At 71.1% G+C, this 26,558-nt stretch carries 25 protein-coding genes; 7 read left to right on the plus strand and 18 right to left on the minus strand.

Annotated elements, in window-relative coordinates; translation table 11 throughout:
- The 3 genes from BN1187_RS11800 to BN1187_RS11810 form a co-directional block, all read right to left on the minus strand.
- Entirely contained in the window at window positions 1–918 is a 918-nt protein-coding gene (locus BN1187_RS11800; protein ID WP_040161952.1) for an EamA family transporter, read from the minus strand.
- A complete protein-coding gene (locus BN1187_RS11805; RefSeq protein WP_040161954.1) occupies window positions 908–2,953 on the minus strand; it encodes a HelD family protein in 2,046 nt (681 codons plus the stop codon). Before BN1187_RS11805 ends, BN1187_RS11800 begins: the two co-directional genes overlap by 11 nt.
- 196 nt (window positions 2,954–3,149) lie before the next feature.
- A complete protein-coding gene (locus BN1187_RS11810) occupies window positions 3,150–4,421 on the minus strand; it encodes an FAD-dependent monooxygenase (protein ID WP_082034676.1) in 1,272 nt (423 codons plus the stop codon).
- 164 nt (window positions 4,422–4,585) lie between these two features.
- On the opposite strand from BN1187_RS11810, the gene BN1187_RS11815 reads away from it, so the two are divergent.
- Window positions 4,586–5,512, plus strand: coding sequence for a COX15/CtaA family protein (locus BN1187_RS11815; protein ID WP_052462646.1), 927 nt, complete (start codon window positions 4,586–4,588; stop codon window positions 5,510–5,512).
- 305 nt (window positions 5,513–5,817) lie between these two features.
- Window positions 5,818–7,455, plus strand: coding sequence for an alpha/beta hydrolase (locus BN1187_RS11820; protein WP_052462647.1), 1,638 nt, complete (start codon window positions 5,818–5,820; stop codon window positions 7,453–7,455).
- A gap of 475 nt (window positions 7,456–7,930) precedes the next feature.
- On the opposite strand, the gene BN1187_RS11825 is transcribed toward BN1187_RS11820, so the two are convergent.
- The 15 genes from BN1187_RS11825 to BN1187_RS11850 form a co-directional block, all read right to left on the minus strand.
- Entirely contained in the window at window positions 7,931–9,913 is a 1,983-nt protein-coding gene (locus BN1187_RS11825) for a prolyl oligopeptidase family serine peptidase (RefSeq protein ID WP_040161957.1), read from the minus strand.
- A gap of 10 nt (window positions 9,914–9,923) precedes the next feature.
- Entirely contained in the window at window positions 9,924–11,756 is a 1,833-nt protein-coding gene (locus BN1187_RS11830; RefSeq protein WP_040161959.1) for an ABC transporter ATP-binding protein, read from the minus strand.
- A 299-nt stretch (window positions 11,757–12,055) separates the two neighbouring features.
- Window positions 12,056–12,202: a SapB/AmfS family lanthipeptide gene (locus tag BN1187_RS14375; RefSeq protein ID WP_157754774.1), complete on the minus strand. Its 147-nt coding sequence runs from the start codon at window positions 12,200–12,202 to the stop codon at window positions 12,056–12,058.
- Between the two features lie 107 nt (window positions 12,203–12,309).
- A complete protein-coding gene (locus BN1187_RS15020; RefSeq protein WP_261795309.1) occupies window positions 12,310–12,438 on the minus strand; it encodes a hypothetical protein in 129 nt (42 codons plus the stop codon).
- A gap of 41 nt (window positions 12,439–12,479) precedes the next feature.
- Window positions 12,480–12,605, minus strand: coding sequence for a SapB/AmfS family lanthipeptide (locus BN1187_RS14380; protein ID WP_157754775.1), 126 nt, complete (start codon window positions 12,603–12,605; stop codon window positions 12,480–12,482).
- A gap of 43 nt (window positions 12,606–12,648) precedes the next feature.
- Window positions 12,649–12,774 (minus strand): hypothetical protein, encoded by a 126-nt coding sequence (locus BN1187_RS15025; RefSeq protein ID WP_261795310.1) that lies wholly within the window; start codon window positions 12,772–12,774, stop codon window positions 12,649–12,651.
- 100 nt (window positions 12,775–12,874) lie between these two features.
- Window positions 12,875–12,997, minus strand: coding sequence for a hypothetical protein (locus tag BN1187_RS15030; protein WP_261795311.1), 123 nt, complete (start codon window positions 12,995–12,997; stop codon window positions 12,875–12,877).
- Window positions 12,998–13,044: 47 nt separating this feature from the next.
- The gene (locus tag BN1187_RS15035; protein ID WP_261795312.1) at window positions 13,045–13,167 is read right to left on the minus strand and encodes a hypothetical protein; all 123 of its coding nucleotides are present in this window, start codon (window positions 13,165–13,167) and stop codon (window positions 13,045–13,047) included.
- Window positions 13,168–13,226: 59 nt separating this feature from the next.
- Window positions 13,227–13,349, minus strand: coding sequence for a hypothetical protein (locus BN1187_RS15040; RefSeq protein WP_261795313.1), 123 nt, complete (start codon window positions 13,347–13,349; stop codon window positions 13,227–13,229).
- Window positions 13,350–13,409: 60 nt separating this feature from the next.
- A complete protein-coding gene (locus BN1187_RS15045; RefSeq protein WP_261795313.1) occupies window positions 13,410–13,532 on the minus strand; it encodes a hypothetical protein in 123 nt (40 codons plus the stop codon).
- A 54-nt stretch (window positions 13,533–13,586) separates the two neighbouring features.
- A complete protein-coding gene (locus BN1187_RS15050; protein WP_261795314.1) occupies window positions 13,587–13,712 on the minus strand; it encodes a hypothetical protein in 126 nt (41 codons plus the stop codon).
- Window position 13,713: 1 nt separating this feature from the next.
- On the minus strand, window positions 13,714–16,380 hold the full coding sequence (gene lanKC / locus BN1187_RS11835; RefSeq protein ID WP_040161962.1) for a class III lanthionine synthetase LanKC: 2,667 nt from the start codon (window positions 16,378–16,380) through the stop codon (window positions 13,714–13,716).
- A 255-nt stretch (window positions 16,381–16,635) separates the two neighbouring features.
- Window positions 16,636–18,033, minus strand: a complete 1,398-nt coding sequence (locus BN1187_RS11840; RefSeq protein WP_040161965.1) for an FtsX-like permease family protein — start codon at window positions 18,031–18,033, stop codon at window positions 16,636–16,638.
- 1 nt (window position 18,034) lies between these two features.
- Window positions 18,035–18,763: an ABC transporter ATP-binding protein gene (locus tag BN1187_RS11845; protein WP_052462789.1), complete on the minus strand. Its 729-nt coding sequence runs from the start codon at window positions 18,761–18,763 to the stop codon at window positions 18,035–18,037.
- Between the two features lie 170 nt (window positions 18,764–18,933).
- Window positions 18,934–19,629 carry a response regulator gene (locus BN1187_RS11850; RefSeq protein WP_040163203.1) on the minus strand — a complete coding sequence of 232 codons (696 nt, stop codon included), beginning with the start codon at window positions 19,627–19,629 and terminating at the stop codon, window positions 18,934–18,936.
- A 148-nt stretch (window positions 19,630–19,777) separates the two neighbouring features.
- Between BN1187_RS11850 and BN1187_RS11855 the strand changes: the two genes are divergently transcribed.
- From BN1187_RS11855 to BN1187_RS11875, 5 genes are all read left to right on the plus strand, one after another.
- Window positions 19,778–19,993 carry a hypothetical protein gene (locus tag BN1187_RS11855; protein WP_040161968.1) on the plus strand — a complete coding sequence of 72 codons (216 nt, stop codon included), beginning with the start codon at window positions 19,778–19,780 and terminating at the stop codon, window positions 19,991–19,993.
- Window positions 19,990–21,192, plus strand: a complete 1,203-nt coding sequence (locus BN1187_RS11860) for a sensor histidine kinase (RefSeq protein ID WP_157754776.1) — start codon at window positions 19,990–19,992, stop codon at window positions 21,190–21,192. The genes BN1187_RS11855 and BN1187_RS11860 overlap by 4 nt, the downstream gene beginning before the upstream one ends.
- Window positions 21,193–21,291: 99 nt before the next feature.
- Window positions 21,292–23,793: a sensor histidine kinase gene (locus BN1187_RS11865; RefSeq protein ID WP_040161974.1), complete on the plus strand. Its 2,502-nt coding sequence runs from the start codon at window positions 21,292–21,294 to the stop codon at window positions 23,791–23,793.
- 24 nt (window positions 23,794–23,817) lie between these two features.
- Window positions 23,818–24,681, plus strand: a complete 864-nt coding sequence (locus BN1187_RS11870) for a ribonuclease HI family protein (protein WP_040161978.1) — start codon at window positions 23,818–23,820, stop codon at window positions 24,679–24,681.
- A 103-nt stretch (window positions 24,682–24,784) separates the two neighbouring features.
- Window positions 24,785–26,128, plus strand: coding sequence for a serine/threonine-protein kinase (locus BN1187_RS11875; RefSeq protein ID WP_052462649.1), 1,344 nt, complete (start codon window positions 24,785–24,787; stop codon window positions 26,126–26,128).
- The last annotated feature ends 430 nt before the right edge of the window (window positions 26,129–26,558 follow it).

A 26,558-nucleotide genomic window follows, 5' to 3' on the forward strand; every position in this document is an offset into this window, starting at 1 on the left:
TCACAGCCCCGGCGGCTCGATCGGGACGGGGTCCTCCCCCGCCCTGCGGCGCCGCGCCAGCCACGCCTCCACCACGCCGAGCGCCAGGAGCACGCCCGCGATGGTGATGCCGGCGCCGATGAGGCCCGGCACCGTCGGCGTCTCGCCGTTGTAGAAGAACGCGGCGGCCGCGCCGACGACGGGAACGAGCATCGACCAGGGCGCGACGCTGGCCGCGGGGTGGCGCGACAGGAGCATGTTCCAGATGCCGTAACCCAGCATGGAAGCCCCGTAGACGATGAAGCACAGCGCCAGGAACGAACGCAGGCAGAGCTGGCTGAGCGCGGCGAGGTCGCGCTGCGGTCCCTCGAGCAGCAGCGACGCGATCAGAAGCGGGATCGGCGGCACGAGGGCCGACCAGACCACGAGTGAGAAACCGCTGCGCGGCGGACGCCGCCGGGTGAGGACGTTGCCGGTCGCCCAGCAGAGCGCCGCGCCCACCGCGAGCAGGAACGGCAACGCCGGCGCGGAGGCGATGTACTGCCAGCCCACCACCGCCATCCCGGCCAGGCCGACGACGATGCCGGTGACCTGGATCGCGGTCGGTCGCTCCCCCAGCGCGATCACCGCGATGACGACGGTGAAGATCGACTGCACCTGCAGCACCAGGGACGCCAACCCCGCGGGCAGCCCGAGCATCATGCCGGTGTAGAGCAGGCCGAACTGCAGGGCGCTCATGGTGAGCCCGACGCCGACGACGGTCTTCCAGCCGTTGCCCGGCGGCTTGACGAGGAGCACCGCGGGGAACGCCACCATCACGAACCGCAGCACCGTCATCAGCAGGGGCGGCAGCGACTCCATCGCGATCTTCGCGGCGACGAAGTTCACGCCCCAGGTCACGACGACCAGCAGCGCGAGCCCGACGTCCCTACGCGGCACGACGACCCTCCTCGCCCAGCAGCGCGGGCAGGTCGTCCCGGTGCAGGACGACGAGCGAGGTGACCGCGCGGGTGAGGCAGACGTAGAGCCGGCGCAGGCCGGTGGTCTCGTCGGGCTCGGCGGCGACCAGTCCGGCCGGGTCGGCGAGGACGACGTGGTCGAACTCCAGGCCCTTGGCGAGGCTCGCCGGGACGATCTCGACCCGCTCGGCGAAGTCGTGCTCGCGGGCGAGGTCGTCGGACGCGATGCCCGCGGCGGTCAGCGCCGCGCGGGCGGTGTCGGCGTCCGCGTCGGGGACGATGACCCCGACGGTGCCCTCACGCCCCAACAGCTCGGCGACGGCGTCCGCGAGCGCGGCGATCGGGTCCTCGACCGCGCGCAGGGCGAGCTCGCCGCGGTTGTGCCGCACGGAGCGGGGCGGGGTGAGGCCGGGCGCGATCGCGGGCAGCAGGCGGGCGGCGTAGTCGATGACTTGGCCGGGCACCCGGAAGCCCTCCACGAGCTCGGTGAGCCGGGCCTGCGGCACCCCGGCATGGGTCAGCGCGTCCGCCCAGTCGGTGACGCCCCACGCCGTGGTGGCCTGGGCGAGGTCGCCGAGCAGGGTCATCGACCCCGTGGACGCCCGCCGTCCGACCGCGCGCAGCGCCATCGCCGAGAGGTCCTGGGCCTCGTCGACGATCACGTGCCCCAGGCTCGGCGTCCGCACGAACAGGTCGGCGAGCTCGTCGAGCAGGACGAGATCGGCCAGGCTCCAGCGCGCCGAGCCGGGAGTTCGCGGCCGCTTGACCCACAGCAGCGCGCGCTGCTCGTCGGCGTCCAGGATGCCGTCGGCGGACTCGGCCAGGAACGCCGGGTCGCTGAACAGCCGGTGCAACAGCGCGGCCGGCTTCACGACCGGCCAGACGGCGGCGCAGGCCTTCTTCACCGCGGACGTCTTGGCGACCGAGTTCTGCACCCGGTCGTCGGTGGAGTCGCCGAGCGCCTCCAGCTGCAGCAGGACGGCGTGCGCGAGGCGTTGCGGCAGCAGCGTCCGTCCGGTCTCGTAGCGGGCGCCCATGCCGCGCAGCGCCTCGACCGCCTCGGCGACGCGGCCGGCCGACAGGCGCAGCTGGCGCGAGCCGCGCGGCACCGTCACGCCATCGGTGGGCTCGACGAGCTGGCCCCAGACCGCCCGCTCGAGGACGTCCGCGAGGCGCGCGTCGCCCTTCAGCGTGGCGACGGCGGGGGCGTCCTCGGCGCGGACGCGCGCGCCGGTCGCGTCGGCCAGCAGGGTCTCGAGGGTCTCCTGGCGGGCGTCGATCTCACCGAGGGCCGGCAGCACGTCGCCGATGTAGGACAGGAAGTTCTCGTTCGGGCCGACGACCAGGACGCCCGAGCGGGCCAGCTGTGAGCGGAACTGGTACAGCAGGTAAGCCGCGCGATGCAGGCCGACCGCGGTCTTGCCGGTGCCGGGCGCGCCTTGGATGCAGATCGATTCCGCCAGGTCGGTGCGGACGAGGACGTCCTGGTCGGGCTGGATCGTGGCGACGATGTCGCGCATCGGCCCGGTGCGTGGACGCTCGATCTCGGCCTGCAGCAGCCGCGAGGACGTCTCCTGCGTCCGGGTGAGGTCCTCGTCCTCGTAGGCGGTCAGGACGCCCTGGTTGAACCCGAACCGGCGCCGCAGCCGCACCCCCATCGGGTCGGTCGCGCTCGCGCGGTAGAACGGGACGGCCATGTCCGCGCGCCAGTCCATGACGAGCGGGTCGCCGCCCAGTTCGCCGGAGACGTGCCGGCGCCCGATGTAGAGCGTCTCGTCCAACTCGGCGCCCAGGTCGCGGTCGTAGTCGAGGCGTCCGAAGAACAGCGGGGTGCCGGGGTCGTCCTCCAGGGCCCGCATGCGGCGGTACAGCACCTGTTTGAGGTGCTGGGCTGAGACGGCGTTGCCGGCGACCGCGTGCTCGAAGCCGCGGGACGTCTCGGCGCGCATCTGCTTCAGCGCGGCGCGGGACGCCTCAAGGTGGGCGCGTTCGGCGTCGAGGACGGGCTCGGGCATCGCGCTCCTGACGAGAAAAGGGGACGCGACAGGCTATGCCCGAGCATGCGCGGGCCGCAAACCCGGCCTCGGGACGGCCGGACTCTCCGCCGTGGGGACCGACGCCCCACGCCGCCGCGCGCCCTCGTCCGGCCACCGCCCCACGCCACCGCGCACCTCGTCCGGCCACCGCACGCGTGGGGCCGGCGCGCCGGGGTCAGCCCTCCAGCGGGACGCGCTGGAACGGTGGCGCCTCCTGCTGCGGGGTCAGCGCCGGCGGGCCCCACAGCCAATCGGTGAACGCCCAGGAATGCAGGTCGATCTGCGGCAGGACGACGTTGCGCCGGTCGCGGCGGCGTCCCTCGGCGTGCCAGAGCTCGCCGAGCTCGCGGCCCGCCTGGACGACGCGCCGGCAGTGCTCGGGCCGGACGGTGTCGTAGGCCCTCAGGGCGGCGTCCCAGTCGACGTGGCCGTCGGCGTCGCGGTGGGCGGTGGCGTGCTCGGCCAGCACCCAGGCGTCCTCGATGGCCATGCCGGCGCCCTGGGCGAGGTATTGCAGGGAGGCGTGCGCGGCGTCCCCGAGCAGCGCGACGCGCCCCGAGATCCAGTGCCGCACCGGGTCGCGATCGATCATCGGCCAGCAGCGCTCGCGCCACAGCAGGGAGATGCTGCGCTGCACGACCGGGAGCGCGCCGGCGAAGGCCTCCTTGAGGAGGTCCTCGGCGCCGACGCGGCCGCGCACCCCCTCAGGGGCGCGGAAGACCGCCATCTGGTTGACCAGCTCGCCCGGACGCACTCCGTACTGGACGAGGTGGCAGCCCGGCCCGGCGTACACGGTGACCTCCTGCGGCCGGACCCCCGCGGACGCGGCGACGGACGCGGGCATCGCGCCTCGGTAGGAGACGTAGCCCGAGTCGACCGGCTCGTCGTCCACCACGAAGGGACGCGCGAGCGAGTGGAGGCCGTCCGCGGCGATGACGACGTCGGCCTCGTCGGTGGTTCCGTTGGCGAACTCGACCCGCCCCCCGGACGCGCTGCTGGAGTAGGCGACGCACTTCATCTGGGTGCGCAGGTCGACGTCGAGCTTGAGGGCAGCCCGCAGCAGGACGCCGTGCAGGTCGCTGCGGTGGATCACGAGGAACGGGGCGCCGTAGCGCTCCTCGACGCGGGCGAGGTCGAGCTCGCTGAGGGTCTGGCCGGCGACGGCGTCCATCAAGGTGAGCTTCTGCGGGACCACGCCGAGCGCGCGGGTCTCGTCGAGCAGGCCGATGTCACGCAGCACCCGGGAGCAGTTCGGTGCCACCTGCATGCCCGCGCCCACCTCGCCGAGCTTCTTGACGCGGTCGTAGACGCGCACCGACACCCCGCGGCGGGCCAGGCAGACGGCCGCCGCGAGCCCGCCGAAGCCGGCGCCGATCACGATCACCTCGACGCGCGGCAGCGTCGAGGTCGCGGCAGCCGGGCCGCCGGGCGAGACCGGTTGGGTCATCGGGCGCTCCTGGCATTCATCCAACCCAACCTATGTGCTGGACGGACTAGCTCGCCACACGCTGCAACCTGTGCCGTTCAGTTTCACGAACCGCCTTCGCGACGCGGCCCCGCGGGCTAGCGTGAAGGCGCGACTCGTCCCCCGATTCCCCCGAAGGACCACCGATGAAAGAGCCTCGGCGCGCGTCACGCCGCCTGTTCCAGACAGCGGCGTTGTTCACCGGTCTCGCCGTCGTCATGGGATCGGTGGTCTGCGCGACCGACTCCGGCTTCGAGTGCAGCACCTGGCCCGGGTGCTACCCCGACCGGCTCGCGCCCAGCCAGAACGACGTCATCGCCCTGCTGTACCGCAACCCGATCATCGAGTTCGTCCACCGGTTCTCGGCCATCATGTCCGGGCCGCTCGTGCTGGTCGCTGCGCTCGTCGCGATGCGGTTGCGGTCGGCCGGGAACCTCGTGAAGCTGCTGCCGTGGGTGGCGGTCGCCGGCGCGATCGCCGCGGGCGCCTTCGGCCGGGCCACCGTGCTCGGCGGCATCCCCACGTGGGCGGCAGCGATCGACCTGTTCTGCGCCCTCGCCGCGATGGGTGCCATGGCTGTCGCCACCGTCGCCCTGGAACGAGACCCCGCGCGCTGGCGTCCGAACCGGGCCGGCCGGCTGGCCTGGCTGAGCGTCGCGCTGCTCGTGCCGATGCACCTGCTGGGTGTCCTCGTCGCCGGGAGCGGCTCCTATACCCGCTGCATGAGCTGGCCCGTCTGGGAACTCGTCGCCGCCGACCACTCCCCCGCGGGCCAGGTCGTCCGGATGGTGCTCGCGGTCGGCGCGCTGGGGGCGATCGCCGGTTCGGCCGCGGCCGCCCGCCGGGACGCCTCGCTGCGCGGCAACGCTGTGGCGAGCGTGGTGCTGCTGGTGGCCGTGCTCGCGCTGGGCCTGGTGATCATGACCACCCAGCAGATCACCGGCTGGGGGATGCTGTACTCCATCGCCACCGTGGGGCTGCTCTTCAGCCAGGTGTTGCTCGGCGCGCGCGCCAGCCTGCAGCCGGCACCGGTCGCGGACGAGGCCCCGTCCCGGGAGCGCGTCACCGTCTGACCCACCGACCGCTCGGCCGCTCCCTCGACGACGGAGCGGCCGCTCGGCGGCGGCGTCCGACCCGGAGTTCGTCCGGGCCATCCCCGACGTCGCCCACCGCTGCGCGACGTCCGGCAGCCGCCCTGTCGATGTACTCGTCCGGGCTCAACCTGCTGACGGGCGGGATCCGGGTGCGGCGTCCTCTGCGCCTAACCTTCGGACAGACCGACCCAGGATCCCTTGCTGGGCCCCGGGGGCTGTCCTTGAGTAGAGGTGACCAGGCGTCCTGCCCGGGACGCCACCTCGTCCGAAAGGATCCCACCCCCATGTCCCGAACTCTCCCCGGGCGCGTCGGCGTCGCAGCGGCGCTGGCCGCCGGCGTCCTCGTCACCTCCGGAGCCGTCACCGCCACCGCGGCCACCACCACGTCCGACACGACCAACCCCGTCGAGCGCGCCCGCGTCGATGCCGTGCCCACGCCTCGCCTGTCCTGGACGGCGTGCGGCGACCTCCAGTGCGCCAAGGTCTCGCTGCCGCGCGACTACGACAAGCCCCGTGCCCAGTCGGTGGAGGTCGCGCTCACCCGCGTCCCCGCGCGCAACCAGGCCCGCAAGCTCGGCACGCTCTTCCTCAACCCCGGCGGCCCCGGGCAGTCGGGCACCGAGTTCACCGCGCGCTTCCTGCAGTGGGCCGGGCCCGAGATCACCGAGCGCTTCGACCTCGTCGGCTTCGATCCCCGCGGCGTCAACCAGAGCACCACCACGCACTGCTTCCCGACCGAGAAGCAGCAGACCCGCGCCCTCGAGCCGCTGGCCATGCTCTTCCCAGTCATCGCCCAGGAGGAGGTCGCCTACACCGGCGCGACGGACGCCCTCGGTCACGCCTGCTCCACCCGCGGCAAGCAGGTCGTCGGGTCCGTGTCCACCGCCGAGGTCGCCCGCGATCTCGACGTCCTGCGCCGCGCCGTCGGCGACGAGAAGCTGACGTACCTCGGCTTCTCCTACGGCACCTACCTCGGCCAGGTGTACGCCAACATGTTCCCCGATCGCGTGCGCGCGGTCGCGGTCGACGGCGTGATCGACCCGACGGCCTGGGTCGGCTCGGACGCCACCCGCTCCATCCCGGTGTCGATGCGGCTGCGCTCGGCGGAGGGCTCGTCCAAGGCGCTCAAGACCAGCCTCGCCCTGTGCGCCAAGGCCGGCGACGCGTGCCCGCTGGCGAACCCGCAAGCTGACTTCGACCGCGTGGCGGCCAAGCTGCGCGCGAAGCACCTCGTCGTCGACGACCCCGACGGCCAGTTCACCCTGACCTACCAACAGTTCGTCGCGACGGTGCTGTACTCGCTCTACAGCGAGGCGGGCGTCGGGGAGATCCCGGGCCTGGTCGCGATGGTCGACTCGATGCAGGCGAGCGGCCCGTCGGCCGCGCCGGCCATTCAACTGTCGAAGGCGTACCGGAAGACCGCTCAGGACGTCAAGGAGAAGGCGAAGAAGGGCGGAAAGGGCCCGCTGCCCTACGACAACCAGCTCGAGGTCGTCCCGGCGATCATGTGCACCGACAGCCGCAATCCCGGCTCGAGCGACGCCTGGCGCGCTCTCGCCGCCACCGCCGACGCCCGAGCGCCGTACTTCGGCCGGCACTGGCTGTGGGGATCGGCCGCCTGCGCCGAGGACACCTGGACCGTCAAGGACGAGGACGCCTACGCCGGCCCGTTCACCCGCACCACCTCAGCCCCCGTGCTGGTGGTCGGCAACCACTACGACCCCGCGACCAACTATGAGAGCGCGGTCGCCGCGTCCCGGCTGCTGCCCAACAGCACCCTGGTGAGCAGCAACAACTGGGGCCACACCGCGTACGGCGTCTCCGCCTGCGCGACCGCGGCCATCGACCGGTACCTCCTCACCGGCACCACCACCTCCCGCTCCATCACCTGCTCCGACGGGCAGCAGCCCTTCCAGCGCTGACACCCAGCACGGCCCCGGGACAACCCCGGGGCCGTGCTGCGTCCGCGCCCGGCCCCGGTCCCCGCTCGGCCTGGCGCCCCGTCCGCTGGCGAAGGACGCTGCCGTCACAGCTGGCGAGGGACGCCGCCGTCACAGACGTCACACTCGATTCCTGCCCGCTCGAGCGTCGGCGCGCTGACAAGCGATTCCACCGACGACCGCTTCGGACGCGCGCAGCGAGTGTGACGTCAGTGACGCGGCCGCGCCGCCCGCTCTCGCAACCATGGAGCGGCAGACGGTCGTCGACCTGCGCCGGCCACCACGGCCGCGCTCGGCTCGGGACAGAGGCTCGACTCGGGACAGAGGCACGGCTCGGGACAGGGGGCACGACTCGGGACAGCGGCCCGGCTCGGGACAGGGGCTCGGCTCGGGACAGGGGGCAGCCCCTCCGGAAGCCCGCGGCATCCCGGAGGGGCGAGGATGTCCCCTCGATTCCTCAGGCAGCGACCGCCTCTCGCCTGCGGTCCAGGGCCGCGGTGACCCAATCCACCAGGGCGGTCCGCGGCATGCCCGCGCCCCAGCAGTCGTGCGCGCCCATCGGGTCGAACCACAGCTCGCCCGGCCCGCCCAGGGCGGTGTAGCGCAGGAACCACTTCAGGCCTTGGCGCGGGTTCACCCGGACGTCCCTGCCCGACACGATGACCAGAGCCTCGGCGCCGAGACTGGTGGTGAGGTTGTCGACCGGCGAGACCGCGCGCAGGGTCTCGAGGTCGTTCGGGTTGCTCGGGTCGCCCCACTCGTCCTGGTCGCTGGCGGTGGTCTGGGTGTCCTGCCGCAGCAGGCTCGTCAACGGGTCGACGTAGCCGTTGACGATGACGCAGACGTCCACGAGGTCGGGGCAGGTGTTGAGCGTCGTCGCGGACAGGAACCCGCCCGCGGACGCCCCCAGCGTCACGATCGCGGTGGCGTGCACTGCGCCGACGCCGTCGCGCAGGTGGCGGACCGCCGCGGCAGCGTCGGCCAGCGACCGGTCCCGCTTGGCGCGGGTGCCGGCCAGGTGCCGCGCCTCGGGCCCACCCCCACGCACGTGCGGGGTCGCCACAGCGAAGCCGCGGTTCAGCCACTGGGCCAAGTCGGGATCGGTGTCGAGATCGATGTCGAGCCCGTACGCCCCGTAGAGCATCAGCACGACCGGCCCGGTGAAGGTCTCCCCCGCCGACGCCGCCCAGCGCAGGTCGAGATCGAACTCGAACTGGTCGTCCGAGAGGACCTTCTCGCGCCTGCCGCGGGCGGCGCGCGCGGCACGGGAGGCGACCTCGGCCGGATCGTTGAGCGAGCCGCCGGCGGCGTCCCAGTACCAGGAATAGGGCGGCACCCCCCCGCTGAGCTCGGTCGCGCCGAACCCGATCGACGGGGTGACCTGGTTGATGCCCAGGTCGAGCAGCCCGGACGCCGCGCGCAGCATTCCGGCGCGCGTGGAGAACCCCTCCAGCGGGACGCGGTGCAGGGTCTCTTCCGCGTCGGCGCCGACCCGGACGACCGCGTAGCCTTCGCCGGCATAGATGTCCCGGGCGTGGCCGCGTCCGCTGGCGCAGGTCCAGGACGAGAGGATCTCGCCGTCGATCAGGAGGCTGGCGCGCAGCGTCCAGTGCTGGTCCTGGTTGACGGCCTGCACCAGGATCGTCTGCCCGTCCATCAGCGCGACGTCGAACAGGTCGGGCTCGCGCGGCACGCCGGGCACCGAGATGGGACGGGGCTGCGGCTGGCGGGCGTCCACGAGATCCCAGACCCGCTGCGAGCGGATGCCGCGGCTGAGCTTGAAGAAGCGACGCACGGAGCAGGCCCGCACCGCAAGCCCGCCGGTCTCGGCGTACGCGACGATGTGCCGGGACGCCTCGTACCGCTCGTCGGCGTAGGCGATGATCGCGCGCTGGGCGCCGCGGAGCTCGCGGTCGGCCTCCACGAAGGCCAGCATCCGACCGCCGTCGACGAGCGCGACGTCCGGGTAGACCCCGGCGATGACGAGCTGGCGCTGCGGCCCCTCGGCCGCGGCGTCGTAGAGCAGCGCGACATAGGCCTCCCGCTCAGGTCGGCGCAGCACGCTCACCCAGCGGCGCCCGCTGGCGTCGATGTCGGCGCGCGAGGTCATCCAGCCGGTCAGATCGTCGGCGGATTCGTCGAAGCGGACTGGTGGACGCCCATCTGACTCGTACGGGGACCGGGCGTCGGGGACGAAGTGCCCCCACAGGTGCCCGTCCTCGGACGGCTCGAGGCGGAACCAGGCGTCCCCCAGCGGGATCAGCTCGTAGTTCGGACCCTCGTACTCCTCGAGCTCGGCGTGCCCCGGATCGCCGTCGAGCTCGGTGCCGTGGGCGGCGAGCGTGGCGAGGAGGTCGTCGTGACTGAGGTCGTCGACCCAGGTGACGTCGGGCGAGGCGTTGTTCACCGGGGTGACGTTGTGGGCGAGATGGGCGTCCATGTCCTCTCCTCTACTGCGCGATCAGGGAACGGAACAGCGCGGAGCGCTCCGCGACGACGGCGGGTTCCCCGTCCTCGGCGAGACGGCCCTGGTCGAGGACGAGGACCTGATCCGCCCATTCCGTCCCGAACTTCCCGTGACCGGCGGCGAGCACCGTGATGTCGCCCATCGTCTGCCGGATGAGCTCCATGATCTGCGTGCGGTTGACCACATCGAGGCCCGAGGTGATCTCGTCGAGCAGGAGCAGCCGCGGCTTGCGGATCAGCGTCCTGGCGATGGCGAGGCGCTGCCTCTCGCCGCCCGAGAAGGCGTAGGCCGACTCGCCGACCGGGGTGTCCAGGCCCTCCGGCCGCGCCGACACCGTGTCGTAGAGCCCGACGCGGGAGAGCATCTCCCACAGCACCTCGTCCTCGATGTCGCTGCGGCCGAGCAACAGGTTGTCCCGCACCGTGCCGGCGAACAAGGGACATGCCTGCTCGATGTAGCCGACCTGCGAGCGGTAGACGTCCTCGTCGCGGTCGTCCAGCGGGATGCCATCGAGCAGGATGAGGCCCTTCGTCGGCGTCAGGAACCGCTCCATCAGGGACAGGATGGTCGACTTGCCCGAGCCGGACGTGCCGGTCAGGACGACCCAGGAGCCGCGCCGCACATCGAAGCTGACGTCCTCGAGAGCGAACTCGCGGGCGCCGGCACCGCCGCCCTGGTAACGCACCGAGACGTTGCGGAAGCTGATGTCACCCTCAATCACGTCGGGATCGGCCTTGGGCCGGTTGCCGTACTCCTCCAGGGTCATGGAGTCGAGTTCGGCGCGAATGGCCGCGGTGTCGCGCGGCGTCGGCTCGACGACCTCGCGCAACTCGACGAGGCGCTTCAGCGCACCCAGGGTCTCGGCCATGAGCATGACCGTCTCGGTGGAACCCGCGATCGGCGAGACGACCATCATCGTGTACATGAAGAACGCGACCAGCGACTCGACCGGCAGCTGCCCGCTCTGCACGCGCATGACCGCGACCAGGATGATGACCAGGAGGGTCGCCTGCACCGCGACGGAGACCAGGGGGCCCATGAACGCCTCGGCCTTGGCGGAGGCGTTGGACGCGTCCTGAAGCCGCTTGCTGGTGCGGGCGAGGCGTCCGATGGCGAAGTTGTTGGCGACGAAAGCGCGGATGGTGAGGACGGAGTCGAGCGCGCGGGTGACCTCGGCGACGTATTCGCCCTGGGCCTCCTGGCGCTTGAACGAGATGCCGGTCAGGCGGTTGGACGCCAGCACGATCAACGCGAAGGAGCCCAGCGTCAGGCCCAGCGCGGACGCGGTGAGGATCGGGTCGATGACGAGCATCTGCGCGAGCGACCCGAACACGAGGACGAGTCCGCCGAGCGCCTGGATGGGCCCGCGGGTGAAGACCTCCCCCATCTTCTCGGAATCGATGGAGCAGCGGGAGACGAGGTCGGCGGTCGGGTGATCGACGAGCTTCTCGGCCGGGACGCGCAGAGCGATGGACGCCGACTCGTCCCGGAAGGCCCGGACGAGCCGGTTGCCGGCGTAGGCGACGATGAGGTTGATGCCGGCGGTCAACACGGATGAGCCGAGCGCGACGCCGACGAGCATGGCGGCGAGCCAGATCATCCGTTGCAGGTCCATGGCTTGCAGGGCCGTGATGATCCAGCTGACGACGACGGGCTGGGCCAGGGAGAGGACGGAGGCGGCCACGGTGCCGGTGAAGGCGACGACCATGGCCTTCCTGTCGAAGCGAAGCACCCGGATCAGCCGGGCGATGGGGTTCGCGGGGGGTTCGGCCAGCAACTCGCCGATGTGCGCGGACCCCGTCACAGTGGTGGACATCTGCGAGCACCTTTCGTGTCGGGGGACAGCAGAGAACGAAGCGATGGTGTTTACTTTCGGCCAGTCCTTCTGGCACAGTGGTCAGTGGAAGTTCCAAGAGTGGTCCCGATCGGATAGGCGCCGACCGGGACAATTCTTTTTAAGCGCCGCGGAGAATGGGCCAGAGCACGGGCTGTGCTTTGTAGGAACGACACTATTTGGTGCGGCCGACCGAGAACTATCCACTTTCGGCGAGCGGTCTCGGCCGGCCCGGGCGGTGAAGAAAAGACGAGGGACGAAGGGTCGGTTGTGACCGGAATTCAGTTCCGGCGGCCGCCGATCATGGTGCACATGAGGAGGCTCACAGCGGAATTGTGGCACTGCATCACGCTGACGTACGACACCTTCTGCTCACCGGGGGTCTCGGGGAGCTCGGGTTCGTTCTGCATTCCGAGGACATCGGACATGAAATCCTCCCTGCATCGGGTGGGGGTGGTCGGTAAAACGAGGCGAAAGGGCCGGCCCCGCGAGATAGGCGCTTGCCGGACCGGCCCCTTCTTGTCAATCGTTGATGTCACCAGCGCCAGCAGAAAGCCTGGCTCTGGTTGGAGTTGCGGCACACGAGGTAGGACTGGTTCGACGCCTTCTCCTCCTCCGGAGTGTCGGGCTGATCGTTGTGCTGCATGTCGAGCACATCGGCCATGTGGTTCACCTCCTCAGTGGATGAACTGATGTCGGACTGCGTCACTTCACGAAGCAGAGCGCCAGCGAGACGTAGGAGTTGTAGCAAAGGCGCAGGCTCAGTCGCGAGCCCTTCTCCTCGGCGGGAGACTCAGTCTCTTCCGCCTGCATGTCGAGAATGTCAGCCATGGTTGTCACCTCCTTCGATGACGTCGGTGCGGACGTGTTGACGTCACTTGACCCAGCACAGGACGAACGAGCGATAGCTGTTGTGGCAGGCCGCCACGGAGTAAGCGGACGCCTTCTCTTCGTCGGGCGTCTCTTCGTACGCCGCCTGGAGATCGATGACATCGGCCATGGTGAACACCTCCCTTCGGAGCTGGGGCAACGGACGTTCGGTGGGGAGCCGTCCTGATCGCACTTCACTCAGGACGCCAAGGCGCACTTCGCCCTGCGGGTCACTTGACCCAGCAGACGGCGTAGGAGCGAGAGCTGTTGTGGCAGACCGCCCACGACTTGTTCGAGCCCTTCTCCTCGCCGGCGGCCTCCTCGCCACCCTGCAGATCCAGAATGTCGGCCATGAAATTCACCTCCCTCTGATCGATCGATTCGGACGATGGACTTGGGGTCACTTGACCCAGCAGACGGCGTAGGAGCGAGAGCTGTTGTGGCAGATCGCCCACGACTTGTTCGAACCCTTCTCCTCGCCGGCGGCCTCCTGACCACCCTGCAGATCGAGAATGTCGGCCATTGTCATTCACCTCCTTTCGGGAATCGATGGGAACGCTTCAGACACGTCGCTTCGACCGGTCACTTGACGAAGCAGACGGCGTAGGAGCGAGAGCTGTTGTGGCAGATCGCCCACGACTTGTTCGAACCCTTCTCCTCGCCGGCGGCCTCCTGACCACCCTGCAGATCGAGAATGTCGGCCATTGTCATTCACCTCCTTTCGGGAATCGATGGGAACGCTTCAGACACGTCGCGTTCGACGGGTCACTTGACGAAGCAGACGGCGTAGGAGCGAGAGCTGTTGTGGCAGATCGCCCACGACTTGTTCGAGCCCTTCTCCTCGCCGGCGGCCTCCTGACCACCCTGCAGATCGAGAATGTCGGCCATGGTTGTCACCTCCTTTCCTCTCTCGTGACGAATGAACGGACCGGGGATAGCTCGTCAACAGCTGATGCTGAGCGTGCTGCGCGGGGCGCAGGCGTACATGCTGTTGGTCGAGCAATAGACGTCGGCGGGCGTGTCGATCAGGTCGACCTCGATGCCCTGCAGGCTCAAGATGTCGGCCATCTCACGCACCCCCTCCGAGCGTCGCGAACTGCGCGGCGTCCGCGCTGGAGGGATGCGGGGCGTCCACCCCGACGGCCCGCACCGGGATCGGCAGCGCGTTGAGCCGGGCGGCGGTGAGCGCCGACAGGGGCAGCCAGTCGAACGGTCGCCCGCGCTCCACGCTGTGCAGGGCGAGGGCGACGCCGGCGGCGCCGGTGGACAGGTCCGAGCTCAGCCTGATGAGGCCGTCCCCGATGACGAAGTCCATGCCGTCGCGCTGCAACAGGCTGCCCAGCAGGAAGTCGCGCTGGCGCCGGGTCTCGCCGGCCAGCTCCGGGCCGGCCAGGGCGAGCGTCGCCATGATGCCGGCGCGGCCGTGGTCCAGGCACGGGTAGATGTAGAAGTCCGAGGAGCAGGTACGGACGTAGCTGACGCGTTCCTCGTCGGTCAGCAACGCGCGTCCGGCCAGGCGTTCGGCCAGCATCGTCACGGCCCAGATTCCGGCGGCGCCCCATTCCACGTAGGGCATCGCCCGGTTGTTGACCGCGTCGCGCACCATGCGTTCACCGTTGCCCGTGACCAGGCAGGCGTCGTGGTCGAGCCGCAGCCGCTCGATCGCCCGGTCGAGGTAGTCCGCCCGGCCGGTGGCGAGGTGGGCGACCAGGTCCGTCAGCGCCACCCCGGTCAGGCCGTAGGAGAATCCTCGCCGCGTGGTCAGCGTCCGCCAGGCAGAGGTCTCGGGGACGATCGTGCCGTGCAGCCGCTCGTAGTGGGTCACGGTGCGCTCAAGCAGGTCCTCGCGCCCGGAGCCGCGGGCGACCTCGAACGCCGCCGCGACGATGCCGGCCTGGCCGCCGTACAGGTCCAGGCGCCTGCGGGCGAGCGACCACTCCAGCGCCTTCTCGGCGGCCGAGGCCGCGGCTTCGGGACGTCCGGCGTCCAGGAGCGCGAGCCCGATGCCCGCCAGTCCGTTGTACAGCCCGGGCTGCTCCGCCTCGTCCCACTCGCCGGCGAGCGTGTCCAGCCGATCGACGTCGGCCTCGACAACCGGACGTCCGAGCCGCCCTCGGGCCCAGACGACGCCCGCCCGGCCCGTGCCGAACACCTCGGAGGTCCGCGTGTGCGGCTGCGGCAGGTCCCCGGGGAACGACCCCTCGGCGCTGAACCGGCGTGACCACTCGATCCCGGCGTCCAGCGCCTCGATGGCGCGCGCCGCGTTCGGCGGTGCGTCGTGGACGCCCACGGTGAGGCGGGGGCTGAGCAGGTGCCGCGCGGGGTGGCTGTAGCGGGCCTCGACGCGGCGGATCTGGTCGGCGCACTCGGCGCCGTAGTTCCGCTCGACCAGCGCCAGGGACGCCGCCCAGAAGTCGGGCGCTATCACCTCGAGCTCCCAGTCGGCGGCGTACATCATCATGAGCGACCGGGCGACGGCGTACCAGTCGGCCTGCTCGGCGTCGAACTCCTCCGGCGCGCAGAACTCGAAGACGCGGAAGCCGACGGTTCGGGGCTCGCCGAGGCGGCTGGCGTCCTCCAGATCGAGGACCGTGACCTCCTCGTCGGGGCCGACGATGACGTTGCCGGTGTGCAGGTCGCCGATCGTCCAGCCGCGCTCGTGGATGCGCGCGACGGTCTCGATGAGCCCGTCGGCGATGCGGCGGCAGCGTTCGGCGTACGCCCGGCGCGAGCGCTCCCCCGCGACGTCCGCGCTGTTCAGGACGACCCACGAGGTGAGCGTCGTGCCGGGCACGTACGCCAGCTCGAGGTAGCGGTGCTCCCACGCGGTGAACGCGCCGACGATCTGCTGGACGCCGGGGACGTCCGCCAGGTCGCGCAGCACCCGCTCCTCCTCGCGCTGCCGCGTGATGGCGTCGCGCCCACGTCCGTCCAACCCGGTGTGGGGCCGGGCCTCGCGCAGGGTGCGGACGGTCCCGTCCGGCAGCGTGGCCTTGTAGACGCCGCCGGCGTTGGAGAAGTGCAGCGGGGTGATGGACGTGAACTCCCGCAGCCGGGACGGGGTGGACGTGCGCGACCTTTCGTAGGAGTCGCGCAGGCACGCCGGCAGCTCGACGCCCTCGGGGATGACGAAGCGCGGGGTGCGCTGGTCGGCGATCAACCGCGTGCCCGGACCGCTGACGATCGCGGCCACCGGCTGGTCGTCGTCGCCGGGCATGTTGAGCGCGAGGATTCCGCCGTAGCGCGCGTACACCGGAGCGGCGCGGTAGCGCAGGTCGCTGAGGATGTAGGGGCCGTCCTGACCCTGGAGCGCCTCCTCGAGTTCCTCCAGCAGCACCGCGAGCTGCTCGTCGTCGTCGGGGTAGATCGTGATGAACTTGCCGGACGACCCGCGGTCTCCCTGCTTGCCGTTGGCGTCGGAGAGTTCCCCGTCCGTGGGCAGGAACTTGAACGACACCTGGCGGGCCACGCAGATGCGGGTCACCCGGGCCAGCGTCTCGACCGCGCACTCCGGCGTGGCGGAGACGTGCAGCTTCCAGCCCTGCAGGCGGGGCGTCCACTCGCGCGGCGTCCAGCCCTCCCAGACGGTCCAGGACTGCTTCGTCCAGCCGGCGGGGAGTTCGACGGTCTGCAGCCTGCGCTGAGGAGCGTCACCGAGCTCGGCGAGCCGGCGCTGGGGACCGTAGTACGGAGAATCGGCATTGATCGCCATGACGTATTCCGGGCGGACAGCCATTGTGAACTCCTCGAAAAAATGGGGGTGGTTGTGGGGAAAGTTCCTGCGGAATCGGTGCTGACTTTTCCGCTTTGCTCGTTCCCAACACCTCAATTCAATCCACTCGCCGCATGACGGTCAATGAATTCCTCCCCGCCGTGCCCCATAGTTACCCGCCTCTGCCCGAAAGTCAGAACCGATTCTTCGGGATGCCGCGACGCAGAAAAACGGACGCCCCTGGCGCAGGGCCGGGGGCGTCCGTTCGCGGGTTGGGGGTTATTCCGCGGCGAGGCGCGCGATGACGCGCGGCTCGGGCAGGCGCAGCGCGCCCAGGGTCGGCAAATAGGTCGCGGCGACGGTGATCAGCGCGGTGACGCCGATGCTGAAGACGAACGCGATCGCCGGGATGATCACCACCGGTGTCACACCTCCCGCCGGGAGTCCGACGACGATGTAGAGCGCCTGCAGGCCCACGGCGGCGAAGGCCGGCACGAGGGCGGTCACCGTGATGATGAGCCCCTCGAGCACGGGCAGGATCTGCCGCTGCCGGGGGGTGGCGCCCACGATGCCGGCGAGCGCCAGCTCGGCGTCCCGCTGCTTGCTCATCATGAACAAGGAGCCGACGCCGCCGGCCAGCGCGATGCCGATGGCCGGTCCCAGCAGGGTCAGGAACGTCGACAGCCCCGTCTTCTCGATGTGGATCTCGAACCCGGACGCCTGCGCCGACGAGATGATCGTGGGGCCGAGCATCAGGAGGCCGAGCGTGAGGGCGATGGTGAGCATGACCGGCGTGACCGACTTCGAGAACCGTGCACCGCGGACGTACACGCCCGTGCGGGCGAGCATCCAGGTGCCCGACTTCGACGGGATCAGGCTCGTCCAAGCCCGGGTGAGCGGACCGATGTAGAGGGGCGCGAGGGCCGCGAACCCGCACGCCGCGAGCGCCAGGACGCCGACCGCGCACTGGATGATCGTGCTGACGGTCTCCTTGCCCAGGAAGCTGCGCATCATCGGCAGCGTCAGGAAGAGGGCGACGATGCCGAACGCGGCGAGCACGGCCGCCACGATCGCGCCGGCGCCGATCTTCTGGCCGGGCAGGGCGCTCGCCTGGCGCAGCGCCTCGACGGGGGCGAGCTTGCTGGCCCGGCGGGCCTGCGCCCGTCCGCCCAGCAGCACGACACCGCAGGTGGCGACGTTGGCCAGCAGCATCATGCCGATGTCGTAGACCGGGGTCGGCACCGGCAGCGTCTCCTGGGCGGCGAGCATCACCAGCGCCGGGCGCAGGGTCGCGAGGCACAGGACGTCGGCGATCACCGCGCAGGCGAGCGAGACCGCCGCCAATTGCGTCATCACCGTCCGGAACACCTGCTTCGGGGTGGCCCCGGCCAGGCCGAGCCGAGCCAGCGAGCCGCGGCGGGAGTCGATCACCAGGCTGGTCGACGAGGCGATGACGGTCAGGCCGACGATGCCGGAGAAGACGAAGTTCGTGATCGGCATCAGCGTGAATTCACTGGAGTCCTCGTACGGCATGAGCCCGTCGGCGACCGCGCTGTACCCGGACACCATGATGAGCGCCGACATGACGATCGAGAGGTTCGTGGCGAGGAAGCCGAGCGACACGCCGAGCCAGGCGGACCACGAGTCGCGCAACTCCGCGAGTTGGACGCGCCTCATCTCAGCCCTCCCTGCCGACGCTGAGGCTGGCCAGCTTCGCCGCGACCTCGCCGACGCCGGCGCCGCGGAGCTCGTCCACGAGCAGGCCGTCGCGCATGAACAGGGTGCGGTCGCTGCGCGCGGCCACCTTCGGGTCGTGGGTCACCACCAGGACGCACTGGTCGGGGCGGTGGGCCTGAGCGGCCAGTTCGTCGAGGACGAGCTCGCCGGTCCGGGTGTCCAGCGCGCCGGTGGGCTCGTCGGCGAAGATCACCCGGGGCTGCTGGGCGAGGACACGGGCGAGCGCGACGCGCTGCTGCTCGCCACCCGACATGGACGGCGGCCGGGCGCTCGCGCGCTCGGTGAGCCCGACCTTCGCCAGGGTCTGCTCCACGAGATCCTTCGGCGCCTTCTGCTTGCCGAGCGTGTAGGGCAGCGTCACGTTCTCGACCGCGGTCAGCGTCGGGATCAGGTTGTAGGACTGGAAGACGAAGCCGACCTCGCCGCGTCGCATGACCGCGAGGTCGGTCGCCGAGAGCTCCTCGACGACCTTGCCGGCCAGGGTGATCGAGCCGGACGTCGCCCGCTCGAGGCCCGCCAGGCAGTAGAGCAGCGTGGACTTGCCGGAGCCGGACGGCCCCATGACGGCCACCATCTCGCCGGGGGTCACCCGAAGGCTGACGCCATGCAGGATCTCGACGGTGCCGCGGCCGACGGCATAAGACTTGTGGACCTCCGCAGCACTGATCATGGCGCCCACGGGTGCGGGCGGCACGACGTCCTGCCGGGGAAGAGGAGTGTGAGTCACCATGGTCGGTGGTTCCTTTCTTCTCGACACCCTGGCGATCAGGGTCCGATGCAAGGAAGTCCACCAACCAAAGCGACCCGCGACAATGAATTCGGCGACTGTCTGGACGAAGGTTAATGCTCGGTGATGCGTTCGCCCACGGTGGGCATTTCCCGCGGGTCGACGATATTGAGCTGGATGGCCTTGACGAGAATCTGGGTGCGCGACTTCACGCCCAGCTTGTCGCCGATATGCGAAAGGTATTGCTTGACCGAGCCTTCCGAGACGTACATCTGGGAGCCGATCTGGCTGTTGGTCAGGCCCTGGGCGAGCCAGCCGAGCAGCTCGATCTCGCGTGGGGTCAGTCCGACGTCGACCGGCTCGGCCTCGACCGGATTCTCGGCGACCATGACGTTGACGAGCTGCCGCCGCACGGACGTCGACAGCGGCATCTCGCCGGCGATCGCCTGACGCATCCCCGCGAGGAGGTTGCCGGCGCCGGCGTCCTTGAGCAGATACCCGGACGCCCCGGCGCGCAGCGCGGCGACGATGTAGTCGCGCGTTCCGAACGTGGTCAGCGCGACGATGCAGGCGCCCGGGTTGCGGCTGCAGATCTGGGCGGTGGCGTCGATGCCCGAGACACCGGGCATCTGGAGATCCATCAGAACGATGGCTGGGCGGAGGGTGGCGTAGGCGGTCACGGCTTCGGCCCCATTACGAGCCTCACCGACCAGCGAGAACTCCGTCTGGGCACGGAAGAAATGGCGGTAGGCCTCACGGACGAGCGGGTCGTCGTCGGCAACGAGCGTGCGGTGGGGGGTGGCGTTCATGCGGCTCAGCATAGGAGCCCTTCGGCCAGCCGATAGTTCACTTTCGACGCATTCACGCAGGGTTGGCCGTTCGTCAGTATCAATCACGGAACTATCACGACAAGACTCTGGGATAACACCTACACCACCCCCTGCCGAAGGACCCGACATGTTCCGCTCGCACGTGGCAGCCGCCCTGGCCGCCTTCCTCCTCATCACCCCTTCGCTGGCCGCACCGGCGTCCCCCCAGCGTGAGACCCGCCCCGCGGTCCACACCGCCGGCTTCGTCGCCGGCACCGATCGCGCCCTGCGCGCCGGGCGCGAGGATCCCGACAAGTTCTACTGCGCCTTCGAGATCTTCCGCCTGATGGGCGCATGCCGATGAGCAGCGCCTCCCTCTCGCCTAGCGAGGGGGCCCAGCTGTTCACCCTGCGCCGCGTCCGCGCTCTGTCGGGCCCGGACCAGCTGCGCCTGATCGCCACCGCCTTCATCATCTTCATGCTGGCGGACCTGATCCGCATGACCGCGACCCACCCCGGCATGCTCGACCACGACGCCGTCCTGGGCACCGCGATGGACGTCGTCGCGTACGTGGCCATAGTCACCCTGCTCTGGCAGCCGCGCCTCGGCCTCGTCGTGGCGGCCGTACCGCTGGCGGTGGCGCTGCTGTGGCCGTCCACGTCGATGGACGCGGTGCTCATCGCCCTGGCGACGGCCGTGGCACTGACCCACCTCGGCCGGCGATCCTCCGCGGTCTTCGCCGCGGTCGTCCCGTGCTATGCCGCGGCCCGTGTCGCCGTCTACCGCGGTCCCGAACCCCTCGGCCTCGCCCTCATGCTGATCGCCTCCTTGCTGGTGGGCGGCATCGCGGGGGCGCTGATCCGGTGGTTGCGGGCGCGCGCCGCCCGCGCGAGCCGCAGCGAGGACAGCCTCCGTGAGGAGACCGCGCGCATCCGCGCCGACGAACGCCGGACGCTGTCGCGCGAACTGCACGATGTCATCTCCCACCAGCTGTCCACCGTGTCCCTGCAGATCATGGGCCAGCGCGCCAGCAACGATGACGGGCAGGTCCCGGTGCTCCTCGACAAGGTGGACGCCGCGACCAACTCCGCCCTCACCGAACTGCGGCTGCTCGTTCGGGTGCTGCGCGACGATCCCGCCACCGCGGCGGCAGGCACCGAGATCCGCGAACTCGCCGAGCGCCTCCCGCCGACCGAAGCGGCCGCCCGCGCGTCGCTGGCCCTCACCGAGGCCGGCTTCGAGCCCGACATCCAACTCCCCGCGCAGGCGGACCGCCTCGACATGACCGTGCAGCGAACGCTGTCGCGCACCATCGAGGAGGCCACGAGCAACATCCTCCGGCACGCGCCCGAGCGGGTGAGCTGCACCTACGCGCTCTCGGTCAACGAAGCCCAGGTGTGCTTGCGGATCAGCAACCCGCTCGCGTCCGATGCGCCCGTCCAGGCGGACCTCGGCTGGGGGCTGCGCGGCCTGCGCGAGCGCGTCGACCTGACCGGCGGCTACTTCAGCGCCGGCCCCGTCGCCGGCTCCTGGGTCGTGACGGTCAAGTTGCCGCACGACTAGCACACGTTCTCGCGAAGGCGAACAGCTCTCGACCGAGCACCCTCTACGCATACGATGAACCTGGTCTTGCCCCACACCCCCGGGGCATGGGAGGCGAGGATGAACATCCCCAGCGACAGCGGAGCCGCTCGCACCGCCACCGGCCGATGGTCGGCGGCGCTACGCCTGGTGCGCCTGCTGTCCGCCGCCGTCCTCGTGGTGGACGCCCTGACCGTCGCCGTCACCGAGTACGTGGGCCAGCCGCTCACCGCCGGCCTCCTCATGCGCGGCGCCCAAGAGGCCCTCTTCTACACGGCACTGCTGCTCACCCTCTGGCGACCCGTCGCCGGGTGCGTTCTCGGCGCGTTCCCGCTCGTCTCCACCGCCGTGCTCGGCTCGACGGGCCAGGAGATCCTGCTCGTCCCCCTGACGATCGTCCTGGTGAGCGTCATCTCCCCGCCCCGGACCCGCATCGCTGTCGGCCTGTGGTACATGGCTTTCGCGGCGGCGCGGGCGCTCTCGGGTGACCTGCCGCTCGCCGGGCTGGCGTCCTGGCTTTTGGTGATCGCGGTGGCCCACCTCGTCGGTTGGGGCCTGCGCTCGGCCGTGCACGCGATCGTCGCCTCCGCGGCCAAGATCGACGCCCTCGCCCACGCGGGCGAGCGCATGCGCGTCGAGGAACGGTCCGCGCTCGCGGTCGAGCTGCACGAGTTGCTCAGCGAGGACCTCGAGGCCAACGCCCGAATGATCGAAGCAGCCAGCGCGTCCCCGGACCAGGCGACCCTGCACGGCGCGGTCGACTCCGTCGAGGAGGCGTCCCGCCGGCTGCTGGTGCACCTGCGCGCGCTGGTCTCGACGCTGCGCGGGCAGGCTTCCGGCACCGCCGCGGCGGCCACCCCGGTGGACGCCCCCGAGCTCAGGGCCGTCGTCGAGGACGTCGAGGAGAATCTGGTGGCGTACGGGTTCCCCGTCGAACTCGACGTCGCCGGGGATCTCGACCGGCTCTCGGACGGCGTCCGGATCATCCTGGCCAGGGTGATCCGCGAGGCCGGCTACAACATGCAGCTGCACGCGCCCCCCGGCACCCCGTGCCGCATCGCGATCACCGTCGACGACCGCGTCGAGCTGACCATGAGCAACCGGTACGTCGCTGCCGGGGCGCCCCACCTCGGCGCCGGCCTGCGCGCCCTGCGCGAGCGCGTCGAGCTGAGCCCGGGGACGTTCTTCGCCGGGGTCGAGGACGGCCGCTGGGTGCTGCGCGTCTCGCTGCCGCTGGGCTGGACGGCCGACAACGCTCCCCCCGCGACCCCGACCCTCAAGGCCCCCCTGGACCGTCCTCTCGCCACGACGTGGCGCTGGATCCGCCAGATCGGGACCGTGCTGCTGGTGATCGCGGCCGCCGCCCAGGTCCCCCTCGTCCGCAGCACGGGGCCCGAGCCGCTCCTCGGCATGGCAGCCCTCGTCGCCGTCGCCATCGGGCTCACGTTCCCCCACCTGATGCTGCCGGTCGGCGCGCTCGTCCTGGTGGGGTCCGCGATCGTCCAGCCAGTCGCCGCCGTCGACGTGCTGGTGCTGGTGCCCTGCATGCTGGCCTGGGTCGCGGTGACCCGTAGCCCGCGCCAGACCGTCCTCGTCTACCTCGGGGCCGTTTCCTACACCGCCCTGCGCACCATCGGGTTGCCCGACTCGGTCCCTGTGTGGCTCAGCATGGCGCTCGTCCAGGGGCTGGTGGCGCTGGTCGGCCATGCGTTCGGGGTGACGCTGCGCGCGCAGGCGTCCCGTATCGACGAGTTGCGCGACAGCAACGCCGCGATCCGCGCCCAGGAGCGGGTGGCGCTGGCCGGCGAGTTGCACGACCTGATCGCCCACCAGCTGTCGGTGATCACCCTCGGGCTGCGGCCCGCCGTGACCGCCGCGGACACCGCCTCCGTGCAGCGGGCGCTCGGCCGGGTCGCGGCCTCCTTCCGCTCGACCCAGGTCGACCTGAACCTGCTCGTGCACGTGTTGCGCTCGTCCGATCCGGCGCTCACCGCGTCCCAGCCGGCCCCCGAACCCCTCACCCTGAGCCTCGCGCAGGTGCTCTCCGCGCTGGAGGACACGCTGGACGAGGAGGGCTTCGCGGTCGACACCGAGACCGACGGCGACATGGACGCCGTCGACGCCACCACCCGGCGGACGGCTACCCGCGTGCTGCGGGAATCGACCACGAACATCTTGCGCTACGCCCCCGCCGGGGCCCGCTGCAGGCTCGCGATCACGGTGTTGGAACGCGACGTCGTCGTCGATGTCGCGAGCCCGCTTCCTCACGCCGGGTCGCACCGTCCGTCCCCGCTGTCGACGGGCTGGGGGCTGCGCGGGCTGGGCGAGCGCGTCTCGCTGCACGGAGGGACGTTCAGCGCGGGCCCGTGCGACGGCGCCTGGCGCGTCCGGGCGACGATCCCCCGTCTCGGGCCGGCGCCCGCTGCGGCGGCCCCGCTCGGTCCCGGCGCCGAGACCGTCCCGTCGCTGCCGGTCCCGGAGGCGACGCCCGCGTCCGGCGCGCCCGCGGGGTCCCGGCCGCCCGAACGCGGCCCGGGCGAGCCGACCGGAACGGGCAGGCCGGGGCGCCTGCTGAACGCGTAGCCGCCGCCCGGGCACAATGGCTCGATGATCATCGCCGCTGCAGACGGAAGCTCCCTGTCCAACCCGGGTCCGGCGGGCTGGGCCTGGTACATCGACGACGACCGCTGGGCGGCGGGCGGTTGGGCGCGCGGCACCAACAACATGGGCGAACTGATGGCCGTCCTCGACCTCCTGAACGCCACCGCCGACGCCAAGGACGACCTCACCGTCCTGTGCGACAGCCAGTACGTCATCAACTGCTGCACCAAGTGGATCCCCGGCTGGAAACGACGCGGCTGGCGCAAGGCCGACGGCAAGCCCGTCCTCAACGTCGAGCTGCTCAAAGACCTGGACGACGCGCTGCGCGGCCGCGAGGTCACCTTCGAGTGGGTCCGCGGGCACGCCGGGCACACGATGAACGAGGCCGCCGACGAGCGCGCCCGCGCCGCGGCGACCGCCTACCGCGATGGCAAGCCCGTCAACCGCGGCCCCGGCTTCCGCCCCGGCACGCCGGCGACGGTGACCCGCACCGTCCTGCCGCCCGAGCCGGACGACACGCTCTTCGCCGCCGAACCGGAGGAGCACCCCGTCGTGGCGCTGCAGCGCTCGTTGCTGACCGACGAGGTGCGCTCCAGCCCCGAGCGACTGGACGCGTTGCTGCACCCGAAGTTCCTGCTCACGGACGCCCGCGGCAAAACGTCCGGGAAGGGCCGGACGATGGCCGGTACCGGACGCCCCCTCGGCGACACCGAGTTCGAGGAGGTCGCCGTCGAGGAACTGGCACCGTTCATCGCCCTGCACCGGTGGCGCCGTCGCACGGCGGACGAGGTGCTGACGGTCGCGTCCGTCTGGATTCGTAACGGCGATTCTTGGCGGTTGCGCCATGAACAGCAGACAACCGTGAGCTGACTGTCTCACGCGGCAACGGCTCGGTCCCATCCCCGGGTGACAAAGACATGAACAAGCCGGCAAGCGGTCGGGATGCGCCATCTCGTCATGGCACCATGGAAAGGTGCCCGAAACCCTCCTTGCCAATCGCTACGAGCTGCTCAGCCAGCTCGGTAGCGGCGCCATGGGCAAGGTCTGGCGGGGGCGCGACACCACGCTGCGCCGCGACGTCGCGATCAAGACCGTCGACCTCGCGGTGCGCACCGAGGATCCGAGCGTCCTGGCCCGGTTCCAGCGGGAGGCCGTCGCGACCGCGGGGCTCTCGAGCCCGAACGTCGTCGGCATCTACGACGCCGGACGCCAGGACCACACCGCCTACCTGGTCATGGAACTCCTGGACGGGCCCAGCCTCAAGACGGTCCTGGCCGAACGGGGCCCGCTGGGGTGGACGGAGGGCCTCACCATCGCCGAGGGCGTCGCGCACGGGCTCGCTGCGGCCCACGCCGTCGGCGTCGTCCACCGCGACATCAAGCCCGGGAACGTGGTGCTCGTCGACGACGTCCCGAAGATCGTCGACTTCGGCATCGCCCGGCTCGCGGAGACCGGCGACGAGACGCTGACCGCTCCGTCCACCGTGACGGGGACGGCCGCCTACATGTCGCCCGAGCAGGCCCGCGGGCTCGAGGTCGGCCCCTCGAGCGACCTGTACTCGCTGGGCTGCATGCTCATGACGATGTTCACCGGCGGCACGCCCTTCCACGGCGACCACCCGATCGCCCTGGCCCGGGCGCACGTCTCCGACGACCCGCCCCGGATGAGCTCGCGCCGCCCGGACGTCCCGGCCGCGCTGGACGCCCTGGTCGCGCGGCTGCTGAGCAAGAACCCCGCCGAGCGCCCGGACGCCAACAAGGCGGCCGACGAGTTCGCCCGCATCGCGGCCGACCCCGGCGTCCCCGCGGAGACCCCGACCCAGGCCATGGCCGCGGTGGTCCCGATGTCCCAGCGCGCCGAACGCACGTCGCGCATCCCGGTCGTCACTGCGGCGGAGGGCACCGCACGCCGGCAACGCGGCATTCTGCCGTGGGTGGCGGCGCTGGTCTCGACGGCGGCCCTCGGCGGCGTGGCCCTGCTGTGGCTGAACCAGCCGCACGACCGCGTCCCCGTCCCGTCGCCGACCGTGGTTCAGACCGTCACCGTGACGCCGACCACGAGCCCCAGCGAGACCGCGGACAACGCGCCGCGCACCCGCCGCCCACGCTCGACGCGGACGACGACGTCGACGTGGAGGCCGGCGAGGACCACCACCTCCTCCGCTCCGCCGCAAGACCGGCCGACAGTGCCGGCGCCGACGAGCACCACGCAGACGGTGACGACCGAAGCGGGCCAGCTGCGCAACACCCAAACGGTAGCCCCGACGCCCCCGGCGACGGGGAACCCCGGCCAGTCGGCCGAAGCGCCGGTCTCCTGAGGCCGTCCGCTCGCCGCCGCGTCCCACATGGTGGAACCGGGCGAGAGAGTCCCGGTGACGGACCGGTGCGACACGCCTAGTCAAGGCGACGGGCCGTCGCAACAATCCTGGAAGTGGCGTTTCGAGGCGGAGATTCGCCGAAACCCTTTGCGACGTACTGTCGCGTTGCTTAGACTCGAACTACCGATAAGCCAAGGGAACGAACAACAACGGGCGGCACGCCGCCCCACCGATGAGGTGACGGATTCGGTGCGGGTTCCCCCGGCCGCAAGACTGGGATCGTCACGCATTCCTCTGGTCGACAGAACAGGGCCCCCGCGATGCGGGGGCCCTGTTGACGTGCGGGCCGCTCGGATGGTGCCGGGGGCCGCCGGCGCGTTCGCTTGTGGCGTGGGCGCCGTGGGCGTCTCGTGGTCGGAGGATCGCCTGT

Source organism: Nigerium massiliense, assembly GCF_000826085.1.
Lineage (GTDB): Bacteria > Actinomycetota > Actinomycetes > Propionibacteriales > Propionibacteriaceae > Propioniciclava > Propioniciclava massiliense.

What these genes read in the sequence shown, in the direction of transcription:
- BN1187_RS11815 (WP_052462646.1), top strand. Translation starts at nt 4,586, where the DNA reads ATGAAAGAGCCTCGGCGCGCGTCACGCCGCCTGTTCCAGACAGCGGCG.
- BN1187_RS15050 (WP_261795314.1), bottom strand. Translation starts at nt 13,712, where the DNA reads ATGGCCGACATCTTGAGCCTGCAGGGCATCGAGGTCGACCTGATCGAC.
- BN1187_RS11850 (WP_040163203.1), bottom strand. Translation starts at nt 19,629, where the DNA reads ATGAACGCCACCCCCCACCGCACGCTCGTTGCCGACGACGACCCGCTC.
- BN1187_RS15030 (WP_261795311.1), bottom strand. Translation starts at nt 12,997, where the DNA reads ATGGCCGACATTCTGGATCTGCAGGGTGGCGAGGAGGCCGCCGGCGAG.
- BN1187_RS15035 (WP_261795312.1), bottom strand. Translation starts at nt 13,167, where the DNA reads ATGGCCGACATTCTCGATCTGCAGGGTGGTCAGGAGGCCGCCGGCGAG.
- BN1187_RS11830 (WP_040161959.1), bottom strand. Translation starts at nt 11,756, where the DNA reads ATGTCCACCACTGTGACGGGGTCCGCGCACATCGGCGAGTTGCTGGCC.
- BN1187_RS11870 (WP_040161978.1), top strand. Translation starts at nt 23,818, where the DNA reads ATGATCATCGCCGCTGCAGACGGAAGCTCCCTGTCCAACCCGGGTCCG.
- BN1187_RS11865 (WP_040161974.1), top strand. Translation starts at nt 21,292, where the DNA reads ATGAACATCCCCAGCGACAGCGGAGCCGCTCGCACCGCCACCGGCCGA.
- BN1187_RS14380 (WP_157754775.1), bottom strand. Translation starts at nt 12,605, where the DNA reads ATGGCTGACATTCTCGACATGCAGGCGGAAGAGACTGAGTCTCCCGCC.
- BN1187_RS11845 (WP_052462789.1), bottom strand. Translation starts at nt 18,763, where the DNA reads ATGATCAGTGCTGCGGAGGTCCACAAGTCTTATGCCGTCGGCCGCGGC.
- BN1187_RS11810 (WP_082034676.1), bottom strand. Translation starts at nt 4,421, where the DNA reads ATGACCCAACCGGTCTCGCCCGGCGGCCCGGCTGCCGCGACCTCGACG.
- BN1187_RS11860 (WP_157754776.1), top strand. Translation starts at nt 19,990, where the DNA reads ATGAGCAGCGCCTCCCTCTCGCCTAGCGAGGGGGCCCAGCTGTTCACC.
- BN1187_RS11840 (WP_040161965.1), bottom strand. Translation starts at nt 18,033, where the DNA reads ATGAGGCGCGTCCAACTCGCGGAGTTGCGCGACTCGTGGTCCGCCTGG.
- BN1187_RS11805 (WP_040161954.1), bottom strand. Translation starts at nt 2,953, where the DNA reads ATGCCCGAGCCCGTCCTCGACGCCGAACGCGCCCACCTTGAGGCGTCC.
- BN1187_RS15045 (WP_261795313.1), bottom strand. Translation starts at nt 13,532, where the DNA reads ATGGCCGACATTCTCGATCTGCAGGGTGGTCAGGAGGCCGCCGGCGAG.
- BN1187_RS11820 (WP_052462647.1), top strand. Translation starts at nt 5,818, where the DNA reads ATGTCCCGAACTCTCCCCGGGCGCGTCGGCGTCGCAGCGGCGCTGGCC.
- BN1187_RS15025 (WP_261795310.1), bottom strand. Translation starts at nt 12,774, where the DNA reads ATGGCCGATGTCATCGATCTCCAGGCGGCGTACGAAGAGACGCCCGAC.
- BN1187_RS11855 (WP_040161968.1), top strand. Translation starts at nt 19,778, where the DNA reads ATGTTCCGCTCGCACGTGGCAGCCGCCCTGGCCGCCTTCCTCCTCATC.
- BN1187_RS11825 (WP_040161957.1), bottom strand. Translation starts at nt 9,913, where the DNA reads ATGGACGCCCATCTCGCCCACAACGTCACCCCGGTGAACAACGCCTCG.
- BN1187_RS15020 (WP_261795309.1), bottom strand. Translation starts at nt 12,438, where the DNA reads ATGGCCGATGTGCTCGACATGCAGCACAACGATCAGCCCGACACTCCG.
- BN1187_RS15040 (WP_261795313.1), bottom strand. Translation starts at nt 13,349, where the DNA reads ATGGCCGACATTCTCGATCTGCAGGGTGGTCAGGAGGCCGCCGGCGAG.
- lanKC (WP_040161962.1), bottom strand. Translation starts at nt 16,380, where the DNA reads ATGGCTGTCCGCCCGGAATACGTCATGGCGATCAATGCCGATTCTCCG.
- BN1187_RS14375 (WP_157754774.1), bottom strand. Translation starts at nt 12,202, where the DNA reads ATGTCCGATGTCCTCGGAATGCAGAACGAACCCGAGCTCCCCGAGACC.